At 70.4% G+C, this 16,579-nt stretch carries 15 protein-coding genes; 4 read left to right on the top strand and 11 right to left on the bottom strand.

Going from position 1 to position 16,579, the window contains the following annotated elements:
- Positions 1 to 40: 40 nt before the first annotated feature.
- The 6 genes from ABZ406_RS09585 to ABZ406_RS09560 form a co-directional block, all read right to left on the bottom strand.
- Positions 41 to 1,669 carry a regulator gene (locus ABZ406_RS09585; protein ID WP_357757988.1) on the bottom strand — a complete coding sequence of 543 codons (1,629 nt, stop codon included), beginning with the start codon at positions 1,667 to 1,669 and terminating at the stop codon, positions 41 to 43.
- Between the two features lie 12 nt (positions 1,670 to 1,681).
- Positions 1,682 to 2,374 (bottom strand): cysteine hydrolase, encoded by a 693-nt coding sequence (locus ABZ406_RS09580; RefSeq protein WP_357757985.1) that lies wholly within the window; start codon positions 2,372 to 2,374, stop codon positions 1,682 to 1,684.
- Between the two features lie 10 nt (positions 2,375 to 2,384).
- Positions 2,385 to 3,074 (bottom strand): isochorismatase family cysteine hydrolase, encoded by a 690-nt coding sequence (locus tag ABZ406_RS09575; RefSeq protein WP_357757982.1) that lies wholly within the window; start codon positions 3,072 to 3,074, stop codon positions 2,385 to 2,387.
- Between the two features lie 37 nt (positions 3,075 to 3,111).
- Positions 3,112 to 4,902: an allophanate hydrolase gene (atzF, locus tag ABZ406_RS09570; RefSeq protein ID WP_357757979.1), complete on the bottom strand. Its 1,791-nt coding sequence runs from the start codon at positions 4,900 to 4,902 to the stop codon at positions 3,112 to 3,114.
- Positions 4,903 to 5,006: 104 nt separating this feature from the next.
- The gene (locus ABZ406_RS09565; RefSeq protein ID WP_357757975.1) at positions 5,007 to 5,672 is read right to left on the bottom strand and encodes a GntR family transcriptional regulator; all 666 of its coding nucleotides are present in this window, start codon (positions 5,670 to 5,672) and stop codon (positions 5,007 to 5,009) included.
- 76 nt (positions 5,673 to 5,748) lie between these two features.
- Entirely contained in the window at positions 5,749 to 6,132 is a 384-nt protein-coding gene (locus ABZ406_RS09560; RefSeq protein WP_357757972.1) for a VOC family protein, read from the bottom strand.
- A gap of 175 nt (positions 6,133 to 6,307) precedes the next feature.
- Here ABZ406_RS09560 and ABZ406_RS09555 point away from each other — a divergent pair, with 175 nt between their 5' ends.
- Positions 6,308 to 7,615, top strand: coding sequence for a serine/threonine-protein kinase (locus tag ABZ406_RS09555; RefSeq protein ID WP_357757969.1), 1,308 nt, complete (start codon positions 6,308 to 6,310; stop codon positions 7,613 to 7,615).
- 84 nt (positions 7,616 to 7,699) lie between these two features.
- The gene (locus ABZ406_RS09550) at positions 7,700 to 9,475 is read left to right on the top strand and encodes an extracellular solute-binding protein (RefSeq protein WP_357757966.1); all 1,776 of its coding nucleotides are present in this window, start codon (positions 7,700 to 7,702) and stop codon (positions 9,473 to 9,475) included.
- Between the two features lie 145 nt (positions 9,476 to 9,620).
- Here the strand turns inward: ABZ406_RS09550 and ABZ406_RS09545 are convergent, their stop codons facing one another.
- Both ABZ406_RS09545 and ABZ406_RS09540 read right to left on the bottom strand, forming a co-directional pair.
- The gene (locus ABZ406_RS09545; protein ID WP_357757963.1) at positions 9,621 to 10,475 is read right to left on the bottom strand and encodes a hypothetical protein; all 855 of its coding nucleotides are present in this window, start codon (positions 10,473 to 10,475) and stop codon (positions 9,621 to 9,623) included.
- A 240-nt stretch (positions 10,476 to 10,715) separates the two neighbouring features.
- Positions 10,716 to 10,886 carry a DNA-binding protein gene (locus ABZ406_RS09540; RefSeq protein WP_357757960.1) on the bottom strand — a complete coding sequence of 57 codons (171 nt, stop codon included), beginning with the start codon at positions 10,884 to 10,886 and terminating at the stop codon, positions 10,716 to 10,718.
- A 1,275-nt stretch (positions 10,887 to 12,161) separates the two neighbouring features.
- Here ABZ406_RS09540 and ABZ406_RS09535 point away from each other — a divergent pair.
- A complete protein-coding gene (locus tag ABZ406_RS09535) occupies positions 12,162 to 12,740 on the top strand; it encodes a hypothetical protein (protein WP_357757958.1) in 579 nt (192 codons plus the stop codon).
- Positions 12,741 to 12,985: 245 nt separating this feature from the next.
- A complete protein-coding gene (locus ABZ406_RS09530; protein ID WP_357757955.1) occupies positions 12,986 to 13,591 on the top strand; it encodes a lytic polysaccharide monooxygenase in 606 nt (201 codons plus the stop codon).
- A gap of 171 nt (positions 13,592 to 13,762) precedes the next feature.
- Here ABZ406_RS09530 and iolB read toward each other — a convergent pair whose 3' ends face one another.
- The 3 genes from iolB to ABZ406_RS09515 all read right to left on the bottom strand — a co-directional run bounded on the left by iolB (position 13,763) and on the right by ABZ406_RS09515 (position 16,579).
- A complete protein-coding gene (gene iolB, locus ABZ406_RS09525; protein ID WP_357758180.1) occupies positions 13,763 to 14,587 on the bottom strand; it encodes a 5-deoxy-glucuronate isomerase in 825 nt (274 codons plus the stop codon).
- 45 nt (positions 14,588 to 14,632) lie between these two features.
- Positions 14,633 to 15,817 (bottom strand): glycoside hydrolase family 88 protein, encoded by a 1,185-nt coding sequence (locus ABZ406_RS09520; protein WP_357757952.1) that lies wholly within the window; start codon positions 15,815 to 15,817, stop codon positions 14,633 to 14,635.
- Positions 15,818 to 15,901: 84 nt separating this feature from the next.
- Entirely contained in the window at positions 15,902 to 16,579 is a 678-nt protein-coding gene (locus ABZ406_RS09515; RefSeq protein ID WP_357757950.1) for a hypothetical protein, read from the bottom strand.

Raw genomic sequence — 16,579 nt, 5'->3', positions numbered from 1 at the left:
CCGGTCGGGTTCGGTGATGTCCCCGCACCGGCCCGCCGGCTCAGCCGCTCAGCGCCGACGTCCGCGGCTCGACGGCCGACCGGTCGGTGGCGGGCTCGGCCCGGCCGGGCTCTCCGTCCAGTCCGGCCTCGTCCGGGTCGGGCTCGCGGGGCGTCGGGCGGCCCAGCGCGAAGACCACACAGATCACCGCGACGAACAGGTAGCCGAGCGCCACCTGGCCGTTGGCGTTCCACTCGATCCGCTCGCCGTGGATCAACCCGATGAACGACAGCACCGCGCCGGAACCGGCGAAGATCGCGGCCCGCACGAACCGCTTGTCGATGATGAAGACCACTACCGCGCCGAGCACCAGACCGGCGAGGATCGCACCCTGACCCAGCACCAGCAGCCCGTCATAGATCACGCCGGCGCCGTTGAGCGCATCGTTGCCGACCGCCGCCGCGGTGGTGCCGGCCGCCGCCAGAGTGTTGTCGATCTGCCCGGTCGCCCAGGCCGCGATGTTCGGGATCAGCGCGGCGACCACGGCCGCGGCGTGCGCCCTGGGGGTCGCCTGGAACGCCTGCGCCCCGATCAGCAACCCGATGTAGAGCAGAATCGGCACGATCGCCGCGGTTGGGAAGATCGCGCCGAGCAGCCCGAACATGCCGAAGAAGCAGAGCAACGCGATCACCACACCGGTCGCCATCGAATAGCCGCTGCGTCCACCGGCGGCCTTCCAACCCGGGTGCCCGACATAGACGGCCGGTGGGAACGGCGAGCCGAGTGCCGCCCCGATCACCGCGCCCGCGCCGTCGGCGAGCAGCACGCTGCGCAGGTTGTAGTTGTCACCGGCGGTGGCCGCGCTCTCCACGTTCGTCATGCCCTCGGTGAAGTTGTAGACACCGAGTGGGATCGCCGTCGCCAGCAGGGGCGCCATGTCGGCCAGCCCGGTGAAGAGCAGGTCCAGCTTGAACGAGGGGACGGCGATGGCGATGTCCCGGGCCGCGGCCGTGACGTCCGGCACCGACATCGCCCCACCGGCCCAACCGATCGCGGTGCCGAGCAGCAGCGCGGCGAGCCCGATCGGGAAGTTGAACGGCAACCTGACGTCGGTCAGCAGACCGATCAGCAGCAACGCGAAGACAGGTAGCGCGACCCAGGCCATCCGCCACATCTGCCCGGCCGGGTTCATCGAGATGAACGTGATGGAGATGCCGGCAAGGGTGCCCAGCAGCGCGGCCCGGGGCGCGTACCGGCGGATGTACGGCCCGACGAACGCGCCGATCAGCACGATCACGCCGATGATGAAGGCCCACGCCAGCCCGGCCTCCCAGGCCCGTACGGGATCCTGGGTGCGCAGGTAGATGGGGAGCATGATGACGAAGATGACGATGAACATGTGCGGCACGCTCGGCCCGTACGGCAGAGCCGTCACGTCGGTGCGGTTCTCCCGTCGGGCCAGCCGGCGGGCCAGGTACGTGTAGTAGATGTTCCCGGCGACCAGGGCGATGCCGAGCGCCGGCAGGATGGTGCCGAACACCTCCCCCTCGGGGAGGTTCACCACGGCGAGGCAGAGCCCGGTCAGGGTGAGCACGTTGACCAGGACGTTGACGCCGAAGCCGAAGAACGCGTTGGTGTCGCCGCGGACCCAGTACGGGAGCGGGACGACTGTGGGTGTGGTCGAGGTCATGGCTGCTCCCGGTCAGGAGGAGGACTGCAACACGGGGGTGGTGGGCAGCGCGGCGCGGACCTGCTCCGAGTCGGCGACCCAGCCGAAGATGCCGCCCTGGGCGGCGATCATGTCGAGTCCGACCCGGTGGAAATCGGGGAAGTAGGACCCGACGCAGTCGGCGAGCACGAGGCACTCGTACCCGCGGTCGTTGGCCTCCCGGACGGTGGTGTGCACGCACACTTCGGTGGTGACCCCGGTGACCAGGAGGCTGCGGATGCCCCGCTCGGTGAGCAGGACGTCCAGGTCGGTGGCGTGGAAGGCGCCCTTGCCGGGTTTGTCGATGACCGGCTCGTCGGGCAGCGGCGTCAGCTCGTCGATGATGTCGTGGCCGTACTCGCCACGGATCAGGATGCGGCCCTTGGGGCCGGGGTCGCCGATCCGTCTGCTCGGCGCGCCGCGGCTGAGCTTGGCCGGCGGGCAGTCGGACAGGTCCGGCAGGTGTCCCTCGCGGGTGTGCAGGACGCTCAGGCCGACGGCGCGGGCGTCGGCCAGCAGCGCCGCGAGCGGTGCGATGGTGCGGCGCAACTGGCCGACGTCGTTGCCCAGGCTCTCACCGAACCCGCCGGGCTCCAGGAAGTCGCGCTGCATGTCGATGACGAGCAGCGCCGTGGTCGAGGGGTCGAAGGAGTACGGGCCCGGCCGGGCGGCGGCGATGGTCAGCATGGTGTGCACCTCACGGGGCTGTGGCGGCGATGACGTCGTCGGAGGTGGTGACGCAGCCGAAGACGCCGCCCTGCATGGTGACCATGTGCAGGGCGGCCTCGTGGTTGGCCTTGTCGGTGGCGCCGGTGCAGTCGGAGAGGATCAGGCACTCGTACCCCCGGTCGTTCGCCTCGCGCATCGTGGTGTGCACGCAGACGTCGGTGGTGATGCCGGTGAGGATCAGGTGGGTGATGCCCCGGGTCCGCAGGACCAGGTCGAGATTGGTGGCGTAGAACGCGCCCTTGCCCGGCTTGTCGATGATCACCTCGCCGGCCACCGGGGCAACCTCGGGCACGATCTCCCAGCCCGGCTCGCCCCGGACCAGGATCCGGCCGGCCGGGCCGTCGGCGCCGATCTCGGCGCCGATGCGCGCCGAACGCCACCGCTTGTTCGCCGGCAGGTCCGACAGTTGCGGGTCGTGTCCCTCCCGGGTGTGCACGACGAGCATCCCGAGCGATCGTGCGTGCGCCAGCAGCCGGGCGGTGGCCGGCAGGCCGGCCCGGGTGAGGCCGATGTCGTAACCCATCGCGTCGACGTAGCCGCCCGGTCCGCAGAAGTCGGTCTGCCAGTCGATGCAGAGCAGTGCGGTACGCGCGGTGTCCGCCGCGCCGTCGTAGGGCCACGGGTAGGGGTTGGCCGGTACCGGCCCGATGCTGCCCATCCTTTCGCCTCCTGTCGTGATCGGTGGTGCTGACGTGTCAGCGCCGGGCCGCCGAACGGCGGTAGGCCCGCCACCCGCCGCTGGCGCTGATGTCCTCGGCCGGCGGGCCCGCCGCGTACGCCTCGCAGAGGAAACCGAGCACGTCGCGCCCGTCGTGCAGCCGGACCCAGCCGAGTGAGAGGGGTGCCGGCACGCCGGCCAGCAGGCCACCGAGCGCGGCGCTGGGCAGCCGCCACAGCTCGACCTCGATCGGGTGGCCGGCCGACCCGTCCGGTCCGATCCGGACCAGGCCGGGTAGTCCCTCGCCATCGGGGGTGTCCATCCGGTAGAGCCGGTACAGCGGTGCGGTGCGGGCGGTGCCGGCGAGGACCGCGCCCTGGCCGAGCAGCTCGCCGTTGCGGGATTCGCCGCTCAGGTGCCGGCCGACCACGGCGACGAGCAGTTCCGCCGAGCGTTGCAGCGGCGGTGGGCCGGCCTCGACCACGCCGGTCGGCGCGCTGCCCTCGGTGAGGGTGGCGGCCAGCCGGGCCAGTGTGCTGTCACTGAACGCCGGGCCGACCAGGGTCAGGCTCGCCGGGCGCCCGGAGCTGGTGAACCCGTTGGGCACGGTCACCGCGGCCAGGTCGAGCAGGTTCGCGAACTGGGTGTAGCGGCCCAGAATCGCGTTCCGCCCGATCGGGTCCTCGGCGATCTCGTCGAGCGTGAAGGTGGTGCCGACGGTGGGTACCACGAGCACGTCGATGTCCTGCCAGAGCTGGTCGACCTGTGCTCGCAGTTCGCGTAGGCGGTGCTGGCCCCGGAAGGCGTCGATCGCGTCGTAGCGCCAACCGGTCTCCAGCACGGTCCGCGTGACCGGGAGAACCGACTCGGGGTGTGAACGCAGGAAGCCGCCCAGGGCGACGAGCCGCTCGGCCACCCAGGGCCCCCGGTAGAGCAGGTCGCCGGCCTCGAAGAAGGCACCGAGCGGCACCGACCGTGGAGAGCCGACGAAGGTGCGTAGCCGTTCCACGCCCGCGGCGAAGCGGGTCTCCTGACCGGTGTCGCCGAAGAACTCCAGGTCTTCCGTCCGGGGCACGCCGAGGCGGAGTGTCCCCGGCGGGCGGGGCATGACCCGCTCGGCGGGGAACGGACGCCCCCAGGGGTCGGCCGCTGTGACGGCACGGGCGGCGTGCAGCACGTCGAGTGCGCCGGCCACGTCGGGGGCGAAGATCGACACGCAGTCCAGCGAGCGGCAGGCGGGGACCACTCCGGCCGTGCTGAGCAGACCCCTGGTGGGTTTGAGGCCGACTATTCCGTTGAGCGCCGCCGGCACCCGCCCGGAGCCGGCGGTGTCCGTGCCCAGGGCGAAGCTGACCTGGCCGGCGGCCACCGCGACCGCCGAGCCGGAGCTGGATCCCCCGGAGATCAGGCCGCCGCCGAACACACTCTGGCAACTGCCGTACGGCGAGCGGGCACCGGTCAGGCCGGTGGCGAACTGGTCGAGGTTGGTCTTGCCGACCAGCAGCGCGCCGGCGTCGAGGAGCCGTCGCACCACCGGCGCGTCCTCGACGGCCTCGTACCCGAAGTCGGGGCAGCCCGCCGTGGTGACCATGCCTGCCACGTCGATGTTGTCCTTGACGGCGAACGGGATCCCGTACAGCGGCAGCGCGGGATCACCGTGGCGGGTGAGCGATTCGGCGCGCTCCCGCAGCCGGTCGGCCGGGACGGTGCTGATCCAGACCGGTCCGTGGTCATGCCCAGCAAGCCCATCCAGGACGCGTTCAACCTGGTCCGTCGGGGTCAGGTCACCCGCCCGATACGCCGACCGAAGCTCCGCAATGGACCTCATCCGCTCTGGCATACAGTCGATTGTCGACAGTTCTGTTACGGCAAACCATCCGGCACGTAACGACGACATGACGGCGGGTGCCCCCGGCCTGCGGCTGCCCCCCGCTAGCCGAGGTACGAACGCGCACCGTGCCCGGAGAGCACGGTGAGCACCTCCTCCGGGTCTCCCCCGGCGACCGCCTCGAACAGCCGCTCATGCCGGTGGACCCCGTCCAGTGGCTGCGCCAACTCCGCCTCCCGGCGCAGGTTGATCGCCATGTACAGCTGAAGTTTCACCAGGATCGACCCGTACACGGCGGAGAGTTGCCGGTTGCCGGCGAGCGCCACGAGCGCGACGTGGAACTCCCGGTGCGACTCGGCGACAGCCATCCGGTCGCCGGCCCGGGTCGCCTCCCGCAGCTGGTCGAGTGTCGCGCGCAACCCGGCGAGGTCACCATCCCGGCCGACCGGGATCCCCGCCCGCACCGAGAAGCGTTCCAGCACGTCACGCAGCTCGTACAGCTCCCGGACATCGCGGTCCGACAGGGTTGCCACCCGGACTCCACGCCGCGGCACGTGCTCGACCAGCCCCTGCTGGGCCAACAACCGCAGGGCCTCCCGCAACGGAGCCCGGCTGATCCCCAGCCGCCGGGTCAACTGCTCCTCCACCAGGCGCTCACCCGGGTCGCTCTTGCCGCTGAGGATTTCCCGGGTCAGCCGAGAGACGGCGAGGTCCACCAGGCTCACGCTCTCCAGCTCACCATCCACCGTCGATGCGGCCACGTCGTCCACGCCGATGAGTCTGCCACCTGCCTCCGAACGACAGACGTGTGCGCGTCCTCCGTCGGCGGCGGCGGCTCGACGGAGGTCACGCCACGCAGAACTCGTTGCCCTCGGGGTCCTGCATGACGACGTGCCCGAGGACGTCGCCGTACCACTCCTCGCGGACCACAGTCGCGCCGGCGGCGACCAGATCGGGCACCCTCTGCCGGATCAAGCGGGCGCGCTCGACCACGTCCGTCGAGCCCGGACCGGCCACCCGGATGTCGATGTGCATGCGGTTCTTGGCGGACTTTCCCTCGGGGACCTTGAGGAAGCCGATGGCCGGGCCCCTGCCGTCCGGGTCGACTATCGACGCGTTGTCGGGCTCGTCGAAGCCGGGCTCCTTCACATAGCCGAGGGCCAACGCCCAGAAGTCAGCGACCCGCTGGGGATCCTCGGCATCGCATCCCACGGTCCAGAAGGTGGCCACCGGGCCAACGTACGTCAGCGGTGACCACCTGTCACCGACCGGACCGGGGCAATGATTGCGGTCGCGCCGCAATGCCTCGGCCCATGGCGTGTGTCCTCGGCGACCGGTGGTCGACATGGCACGATGGCCGTGCCCTGAGCCGCCGGTGGCCGGGCACGACACGTATGGAGTCGGGATGTCAGAGCTGGCCGGCCCGCCGGTGCCAGGGTTGGCGAAGCTGTGGACGCACGATCCGGTGACCGCCGGCCCCTATCGGCTGGTCGGCCGGCTCGGCGCGGGCGGGCAGGGCGTCGTCTACCTCGGTGAGGACGACGCCGGTGACCGGGTCGCGGTCAAGATGGTGAACGTCGACCTGAGTGATCCACGGGCGCGCTCACAGTTCGTCAAGGAGATCGCCGCCGCGCGCCGGGTCGCGCCGTTCTGCACCGCGCAGGTGCTCTTCGCCGAGGTGGACGGCGAGCGGCCCTACGTGGTCAGTGAGTTCATCGAGGGCCTGACCCTGCACCGGCACGTCCGCGAACGCGGCCCGGTGACCGGTAACGCCCTGCACCGGCTCGCGGTCGGCACCGTCACCGCACTCGCCGCGATCCACAGCGCCGGGGTGGTGCACTGCGATCTGAAGCCGGACAACGTGGTGTTGGGCGAGGACGGCCCTCGGGTGATCGACTTCGGCATCGCCCGGGCCCTGGGCGTCACCGAAACGGCCTCCAGCCGGGTCATGGGGACCACCGCGTACATGGCGCCGGAGCGGTTCCGCAACGACGAGATCGGCCCGCCGTGCGACGTCTTCGCCTGGGCGGCGACGATCGCGTTCGCCGCCGGTGGTCGGCCGCCGTTCGGAAACGATTCGCTGTTCGCCGTGATGCACCGGGTGCTGAACGATCCACCCGACCTGCCGGCGTTGCCTCCCGTTCTGGACGAGCTGATCCGGGAGTGCCTGGCCAAGGATCCGACCGACCGGCCGGCCGCCGAGCGCGTACTGGTGCGACTGCTCCGGCAGGACGGCAGGGTCGCCGAGCCGCTCCGTCGGGAAAGCCTGCTGGAGGTCGGCAACGAGACCGCCGGCGCACCCACGCCGAACCCACAGCTCCCCCAGGTCACGCCGACGGCACCGCAGCCGGGCTGGACGCCGCCGCAGACGCCGACCCGGCCGACGGTGCCGACCCAGGCCCGGCCACCGGAGCCGGCGCACACACAGCCGACGCACCTACCGGACCGGACGCAGCCCGCGCACGCCCCGATGACGCAGCCTGCCGGCGGTGCCGGCGGCGACGGCGTTCTGCGGCGGCTGCGTCGGGAGGCCCCTGACGCCTGGGGCATCTCGACCGCGCTCTTCCTCGGTGCGGTCGGCGCGGCCACCGGCTACGTCGCGTCCAGCGCTGTCGTTCCGGCCGCCGCGGTCGGGGCTGTCGCCTTCGTCGTGGTCTACCTGGTTCGGCTGCTCGTCGCGACGGCTGTCGGGAGGCGATCCGAGCACTGGTGACCGACGCACCGGGGTCGGGGTCGACGGCTGGCGCCGCATCGATAGGTTGACTGCCACCAGCCGCCCGCCGAGGAGGACGCCCCGATGGCCCCAACCGCCACTCGTACGCGGCAGTGGTTGCCGTACACCGCCGCTGTCACCGCCGGGCTGGTGGTCATCGCCGGGGCGTTCGTGTTCGTTAGGCAGCGTGAAGCGGGCAACGACTGCGCCACCACCCTGCACGTCAACTCCTCCACGGAGAAGGCGGCTCTGCTGGTCGACCTGGCCGAGCGCTACAACCGCAGCGACCGGCCGACAGCCGGTGGCGGCTGCGCCCAGGTGCAGGTCAGCGCGTTGAACTCGGGCAAGGCCACCGAGGCGTTGGCCACCGACTGGACCCGCACCGGCCTGCCGCAACCGCAGGTCTGGCTGCCGACGTCGAGCCTGTGGACCGGCCAGCTCAGGCTGCTCGACGAAGCCGCCGGGCGGGAACTGCAGACCCCGGACCAGTACCCGTCGATCGCCAACAGCCCACTGGTGATCGCGATGCCGCAGCCCAAGGCCGATCTGGTACGCGAGCGCGGGTCGCTGGGCTGGGGGCAGATCCTCGGCCTTTCCGGGCGGGACGGGTGGGCGGACTTCGGCAAGCCGGAGTGGGGTCGCTTCACCTTCGGCAAGGACAACCCGAACCTGTCCACCTCTGGGCTGGCGGCGACCATCGCCACCTACTACGCGGCGGTGCAACGGGCCAATGACCTGACCCGGTCCGACCTGGCCGACCCGGCGGTCACCCAGTTCGTCCGCCGCATCGAAGCCAACGTGTCGCACTACAGCGACGACTCGGTGGACCTGCTGCGCAGCCTCGCCGAGGCGGACCTGGCCGGCAGGCAGGGCAGCACTGACGACATGAGCGCCATCGTCCTGCAGGAGGAGCTGGTGGACCTCTACAACACGGGCGCGCTCAGCCCCCGGCAGGAAGGGCAGGAGCGCGGTCGCCGGCCGAACGTCCCGCTTGTCGCCGTCCACCCCAAGGAGGGCACGTTCATCCTGGACCACCCGTTCGTGGTGCTGCCGTCGGCGGACAAGCGGCAGCGCGCGGCAGCGGCCGACTTCCGGAAATTTCTGACCGAGGGGCCCCAGCAGGAGAGCTTCGCCCGTCTCGGCTTTCGTGACCACGAACGCCGTGCCTCGGCAGAGTTGCTCGCCAGCGTCGGCGCCGAGCCGGCCGGCGGGCTGAACTACTTCGAGCCGCCGGCCCCGGAGGTGGTCAGCGCGATGCTGGACGGCTGGCGCACGCTCCGCAAGAAGGCGAACATCCTGATCGCGCTGGACACCTCCGGCTCGATGGAGGCCAAGGTGGGCACCCGTACCCGTTTCCAGGTCGCCTCGGCGGCGGCGGCCAAGGGCCTCGCCCTGCTCAACACCGAAGACCGGGTGGGGCTCTGGTCGTTCTCCTCGGAGACCCCACAGCGGCCGAAGAGCCCCTACCGGGAGGAGGTCCCGCTCGGCGCGTTCGACCAGAAGCGGATCAACAGCAAGGTCGCCGGCCTGCAGGTCGGCGGCGGCACCGCGCTCTACGCGACGGTCCGGGCCGCCCACCGAGAACTGCTCGAGAGGTACGACCCGCAGCGGATCAACGCGATCGTGGTGCTCACCGACGGCAAGAACGAGTACGGCAAGGACAACGACCTGGCCCGGTTGCTTGCCGAGGTGACCCTGGACCCGGAGCGTCCGGTGAAGGTGTTCTGCATCGCCTTCGACCGGGAGTCGGACTTCGCCACCCTGGACCAGATCGCCAAGGCGTCGTCGGGCAAGGCTTTCGACGCGACCGATCCCGCCACTGTCGACGAGGCGTTCGTGAAGCTGGTCAGCAGCTTCTGACGCTGCCCCTGGCCCGCAGCGGACTGCTCGACGGGCCCAGCGGTTGATCAACGAACACGTGCAGGCCACGTGACCAGCGCGGATGGGGGTTTGGCACCCGCAGAGTCAGATCGCGAAGGTGATCGCCCTGGTCGACAGGGCGCTTTCAGGCCTCGGACGTTGACTCGCGTGTCTGTCCGGGAGGATCGGTGAGGCCTGCGACGAGCAGCAGGTACGCGGTCAGTTCGACCACCGCCGTGAGCGCCGGCATCGGTCGCGGTAGGGACTGTGTGGGCGTGATGGCGTGCCAGGCGAACAGGGCGTTGGCGCTGCCGACGGCGAGGGGCATCGGGACCGCGTCGATGCACGTGTCCGTCAGTGGCAGTGCCGTGAGGGCCAGGAGCGCCGCGCCGATCGAGGCGAGCCGTCGACAGTGGCCGGCGAGCGCCGCGGCGAGCGCCAACGCGGCTATCCCGAGGACCAGGGGTGGCAGGACAGCCGTACTCACGGCCATCATCGTCTCGGCCTCGTCGGCGCCGCTCGCGTACGGAGACTCGGCAGCGACAGCGCGCCAGATACCACCGACGCGGAAAACCGCGTACCCGATGATCAGCGCTGCCCCCACGACAGCCGGAGCCACCGTGTGTCGTTGCCAGCCTCCACGGTGCCACGCGACGAGTAGCACACATACCGTGGTCACCATGGGCCAGCAGAGGGAGACACCCGATTCGAACGCGGACGGTGTATCAATGCCCGAGTCAGGCGCGAGCATCATCCAGCCGTAGCTGACGCTGCCCCGAGCGGTCGGCACCGTGCGGACAGCGCCTACGAGCAGCACAGCGACGGCTGTCCACAGCGCCCAGCGGTGACTCTGCGATCGGCTGGTCATGGCGTAGGCGAGGAGCAGGCCGATGCTCAGCACCTCGGCGTAGCGCCAGATCGGATTTGCCGTGAGGACGCCTGCGACGTGAAGGGCTGCGCACGAGGCCGCCGCAGTCAGCAGGATCAGACGGGGACGCACGGGCGCATCCTGCCATGCGTCGCCGCTACCCATCGGCCCCCTTCAAAGAGGCAGCCGCTGCGACGATCAGTCGGACTGGCTCAGCGTCGACGGCCCCCACCCGGCCCGGTCGTGTGCTGACTCGCCATCGGTACGACACGCGGCCAAGTACCTGGAGAAGATCACCAAGCAGTGAATTCCGTGCCGAATACGGCCCGGACAAGGTGATCCGGGCCGTTCCATGTCCGCTCTCCTGGCCGCTCAGCTCTCCGGCGGCGGGGGTTCGTCCGCTCCCCTGGCCTTCCACGGCTGGTGCTGGCTGATCCAGGCTTCCACGTCCTCCACCAGCCAGACGGTCCCGCCGGCCAGGTGGTCGAAGGGCTCCGGGAAGTCGGGCCGGCTGGTGAGCTGGACTACCCGGACGCGCGACACGCCCAAGCGCTCCTGAAGCTCCGCGCTCCCGTACAACCTCCGTAGCCAGGCCATCTTCTGAGCATCGCTACGGTACCCACTGTCGGACCTGAAAGCCCTGGTGGAATCACTCGCAGGCGCTGCTCAGCGCCGGTTTCGATACGTAGCCGGACCACTTGCATACTTGACAGAGGGTGGGCAAGTTTGGTCCCCTAGACGGGCAACACACCGGGTAGCGGTCCGGGTACGCGAGCAGGGCTCCGTTCCCGGACCTGCCATTGCAGGAGGTGGAGCTGTGCCCATGGATGACGGTCCCGTGACCCCCGCGCTGGTCCTCTGGACGGCCAAACGAGTGATCACCCAGCACGCGGAACCGGCCAGCCCTCACCGCGCCACCGGAACGTGTGTCCAGTGCTGGGACGCCGGTTGCGACATGCTGAACTGGGCCATTGGCGTGGTGAAGGCTCACCGCCTGGCCTCCACCCCCAGGCCGTGAGCGTCCCGGAGGAGATCCCGCGGGAGATCTGGGTTCCCCGGCTGGCCGCATGGACCATCGCTGAGCACCAGGAGGCCCACTGCCCCCGGTGCCGACCGGACGGATGCCGGTCGCTGGGCTGGGCCCAGGACCGACTCAGGGCGTACCAGGAGACTCCCCCAGGCACGCCCTGATTGCCCCGCGCCGCGCACCGAGCCTCTATTCGACACCGCCCGACCCGCTGGCCGGCCGTGTACCGAGCACCTCGATCCGCCTTGGGGTCGAGTCGAGCAGCCCACGGGCCAGTTGCAGCAGAGTGGACCTGCCGGCGGCCGATCGGCCCGACCAGGCCGACGACGTGCCCGGCAATCCGGATCGGGGAGCTGGCGCGTCTGCCGTTCCACGGACGCCCAGGCATGCCGGGCGGCCGTCCTCGCGCGCAGCCGTGGCGGCGACGGGCTCGGGTGCGACGGAGGGCGGAGTGGCCAGCCCGATCCCACGCTGATGTTCATCGATGTTGCCAAGCTGTTCCAGACGTGTTGGAATGGCTCATATCGCCGCAGCGCGGGGGCAACCGCGCTGAGAACGGCCAGCACGGGAGCATCGCAGCGCCGGCAGCGCGCCGCCTCGGCGGACGCTCGACTGCCGGATCGCCGGGCCACCTCTACGACGACGGGCAGCGTGCCGGGCAGTCATCCGCGTCCGCCACAGGTATACCCCGGCGCGCGTCCCAGACGGCCGACGCGCTCGACGCGTGAGCCGCCGGGCATCCGAATCGGCCTGCCAGCGCACCAGAACCGGCGACGAGGTGAGAAACAATCATGGTTTCCCGAGAGAACTTCGCGGGTTGGTACCGAAACCGCTTCGTGTGGGTGGCGGTGATCCTGCTGGCGGTGTCGGCCGGCACTGTCGTACTGGTCAACCGGGTCGGCCCGGAGGCGGAGCCGGCGGATCTGCAGGCGCAGATCACCGCCCGGATGCGGAGCACGCTGGAACAGGCCGACCCGGGGCAGCACAACCACGCCGGCCACAGTGCCCAGCAGGCGACCGCCCAGGCGAAGCCGGCAGTGATCTGCGGGGTCCGCGTCTACGGCTACGAGCCGACAGAGGTCGCCGCGCTCGCCGACGTGCGGACTGTCTACGGCTTCCACCTCTGCGGGGTCGCCGAGCAGAAGCGCCCCTGGGACGTGGCCGTCAAGCTGGCCGGTCCCGTGATCATGGATATGTCCACCCAGCCGCCGGGCATCCAGGTGGTCGAGGCGACCGCCGAGGTCATGTTCACCGACAGGGTGCGGCAGATGTTCCCGCCCAAGTACGCGGATCTGGCGCTCAAGGAGGCGCTGACCGAGTCGGAGATGGCCGAACAGCGCCGCCGGTACGACGCCGCAGCCGGGCTGTGAGCGCGCCGCGCGGCCGGTACCGCGATGCCGCAGCAGTGGACACCCCGGTCAGCTCGATCCACATCCGGGCATAAATAGATCAGTATTGATATTTACGTTAATAGATGCAACAGTGGGTTTGGGAGCGTTTCCACGCTGAATTCTCGTACCCCAAGAGCGGAGGATGAGCAGTGCGTTCACACAAGCCCGATCAATCCGGTGGACGATCCCGGTCACCCGTCCGTAAGTCCCTCCGGGCACTCGTCATGCTGTTCGCCATCGTGGCCGGCATGCTGCCGTTCGCCGGGGCAGCCCAGGCCCACGGCACGATCATCAACCCGATGAGTCGTGCCTACCAGTGCTGGAAGGCCTGGGGCAACCAGCACATGAACCCGGCCATGCAGCAGCAGGACCCGATGTGTTGGCGGGCGTTCCAGGCCAACCCGGACACCATGTGGAACTGGATGAGCCAGTTGCGCGACGGCCTCGCCGGCCAGTACCAGGCCCGCACCCCGGATGGGCAGCTGTGCAGCAACGGCCTGACCAGGAACGACAGCGTGAACCAGCCCGGAGCGTGGAAGACGACCCCCGTCAGCCGCAACCTCACGGTCCAGCTGTACGACCAGGCCAGCCACGGCGCCGACTACCTCCAGGTCTACATCACCAAGCAGGGTTTCAACCCCACCACCCAGAAGCTCGGGTGGGGCAACCTCGACCTGGTGACGACGACCGGGCGCTACGCGCCGGCGCAGAACATCTCGTTCAACGTCTCGCTCCCGGCACGCAGCGGGAACCAGATCCTGTTCGTGCTCTGGAGGGCGTCGCACCTGGACCAGACCTACATGTGGTGCAGCGACATCACCGTCGCCTGACCAGCGAGACCGACAGGTACGGCACCACTCCGGCCCAGGGCTTTGGCGCCCTGGGCCGGACCACGCGCCCACCCTTTTTTGAGGACGGGCCTTGGCCGAACCACCGACGTCGGGCTACTACCCGCAGGCGACCCGCGCCGGTGATCCGGGTCGGGCGCCGCACGTCGAGTGCTACAGGCCCAGGCCGCGCAGGGTCGGTACGGCCTGGCCCACCCAGGCGAGGTCGGCGTCTTCGCGAGCGCCCTGGGTGCGCTGTGTGCCGGCCAGGAACCACAGGAAATAGGTGGTGTAGCCAGGTGCGCTGACCACTGTGTGGTACCCCTCGGGCATCATCTGCATCACGTGATCGCGGATGGTGACGTTCTCCTCGTATCCGTCGTCTGTGTAGACCCGGCTGATGCCGAACCCGTTCGCCGGGTTGACGCGGTAGTAGTACATCTCCTCGTGCGCGGCCTCGGCGGGCAGGTCATCGACCTTGTGACGGTGCGGTGGGTAGGTGCTCCAGTTGCCCGAGGGTGTGTACGTCTCACCGACGATGAGCCGGCGGGCGGGCAGGTCCGGTTGGGAGATTTCGGTGAGGATCTGGTGGTAGGTGCGGCCGAAGTTGGCCGCTCCCCAGCGGCCGGTCGCGACCTGCTCGGGCGCGATGACGTAGGGGTCGGCGGCCAGCTCGCTGGGTGCGCTGGGCAGGGCGATCTCCACGGCGGTGACGGCCTCGACGGTCACCGGGCAGCCGGCCGGGACGTAGACCGAGTGCGGTTTGCCGGAGAAGACGTCCGGACGCCGCCCGACCTGCGGAAAGTGATGCCCGGCGACGGTGAAGTCGGCCGTTCCGCCGAGGATGACGGCAAGGATCTCCCGGTCACCGGACTCGCCGGTCCAGGACTCGCCGGCCGCGAGCCGCAGCAGGGTGAAGTCCAGCAGTCGGCAGGGATTGACGGGAAGCGTGTTCCGGCCGGCGGCGGCGGGAATGGTGCAGTGGTAGCGGTAGTCCATGGTCACCTTTCGCAGGATGGGGGCAGTCCGGGTCGGAACTGGCGTTCACCAGGGGCTGGTCCAGCCCGGGATCGTGGCGCGGGTGAGGGCTTCCAGGTAGAAGTAGTCGCCCCACAGGGTTCCCTCGTCGACGCCGACGCCCTTGGGTTTGTCGTAGACGCCGTGCAGGAGCAGCGCGTTCGACACCTGATGACCGCCGGTGGAGTAGTGCTCGATGAGCGATCGCAGAATGTCTTCGGCGGCGGTCCGGTACCGGCCGGCGCTGGCCGGGTCGGTGAGGCTGTCGGCGAGTTCGACGAGGCCGCAGGCGGCGATGGCGGCGGCTGAGCTGTCCCGCTCCTGGCCGCTGCCGTCGCCGAACTCCAGGTCCCAGTACGCGACGTGGTCGTCGGGCAGTTGGGCGAGGAACCGGTCCGCGCAGATCCGTGCGGCCGCGAGCAGCGCGGGGTCGCCGGTGTGCCGATGGTTGAGGCTGAATCCGTAGATGCCCCATGCCTGCCCGCGGGCCCAGCAGGAGTGGTCGGCGTGGCCCTGCTCGGTCTCGCCGTGCAACGGCTCGCCGCTGTTCGTGTCCCAGTAGAAGGTGTGGAACGTCGTGCCGTCCGGGCGCAGGATGTGCTGGCGTAGCTGAGCGGTGTGCCGCCGGGCCGCGGCGGCGTAGCGGTCGTCGCCTGTGGTGTGGCTGGCCCAGAAGAGCAGCGGCGTGTTCATCAGGCTGTCGATGATGGTGCGGCCCCGTTGGCGGGGGTCGTTCAGGTCGCCCCAGGCCTGGATGATCCCGGCGGGTTCGAGGACGCGCGTCATCAGGTGGTCGGCGGCGGCGAGAGCCGCGCCTCGGGCCCGCACGTCACCGGTACGGCGGGCCGGGGTGACGCAGGCGAGGGTGTAGAGGAACCCGAGGTCGTGGGTGTCCAGGTCGATGCCGCCGGTCACCCGGGCCGCGAAGCTGTCCACGTGGGACATCGCCGCACGCAGGTGGCGGTCGTCACCGGTCAGGTCGTGTGCCAGCCAGAGCATGCCGGGCCAGAAGCTTGTGGTCCAGCCGATGTTGGCCCCCTCGGGCTGGCCACCACCCGGTGGCCGGAACGGGTAGCGGTTGGCGACTGTGGTGTCCGCGGGGTACCTGTCGCCAAAGGTCGCGATGTTCGCGTCGACGGTACGTATCGCGGCGGCCACCGCGGCCGCCGTGGATTCTGCGTCGGAGTGGGGACGGACGTCGGTCGCCGTCATGAATGCTGATCTCCCTCGTGTGTCCGGTCCGGTGCCGGGCAGATGTGTCGTCGGTGTCCCGGCTCGGTGGCCGGAGTCTGGTGTTCAGGTGCTCTGGGGTGCGGTGGCCGGTGGGTCGAGGACGGCGCGCAGGGTGAAGCGGCTGTTGGCCCAGACGACGTACAGCAGTGGCGCGGCGGCGAGGCCCAGCGCGATCGCGGGCCGGGCCGCCAGGATCTGGGCGAGCAGCGCGAGCACGAGCAGGGACACGGCGGTGAGGTACCACCGGCGCACCGCCAGATACCCGCAGGCGCGGGCCACCTCCCGCAACCGTGCGGTGGGTCGCTCGGTGAGGGTCACCAACCCGAGCAGCGTGGTCGCGACGGTGAGGACGATGAGGGTCGCCAGCACCGGCAGGGCGAGCGCGCCGACCCGGTGGCCCCACGCGGCGCGGGCATCGACGGCGAGTACGACCAGGACAGTCACGGCCGCAGCCGTCCAGAGCATCGCCGGCCGGGCGGTGGCCCGCCAGGCGCGACAGTAGGTACGCAGCACGCCGCCGGAGTCGCCGGCCGAGTAGGCCGCCATGACGGCGAAGGCCGCACAGAGCCCTGGCGCGCAGAGCGGAGCGGTCAGCGCGTACAGCGGCCAGGAGCGCGCCGCGTCGGTGGTGAACGCGAGCGTCACCAGTGGCAGGCATCCGAGCACGAGCAGAAGATTGCTGACGAGCGCGACGTAGACCCCGTCGAAGACGGCGGTGATGGTGTGGTGGCGCGATCGCAC

The sequence above is a fragment of the Micromonospora sp. NPDC005710 genome (genome assembly GCF_040630995.1).
In the GTDB taxonomy this organism is placed as follows: domain Bacteria; phylum Actinomycetota; class Actinomycetes; order Mycobacteriales; family Micromonosporaceae; genus Micromonospora.
This window is presented reverse-complemented; position numbering and strand designations above follow the sequence as displayed.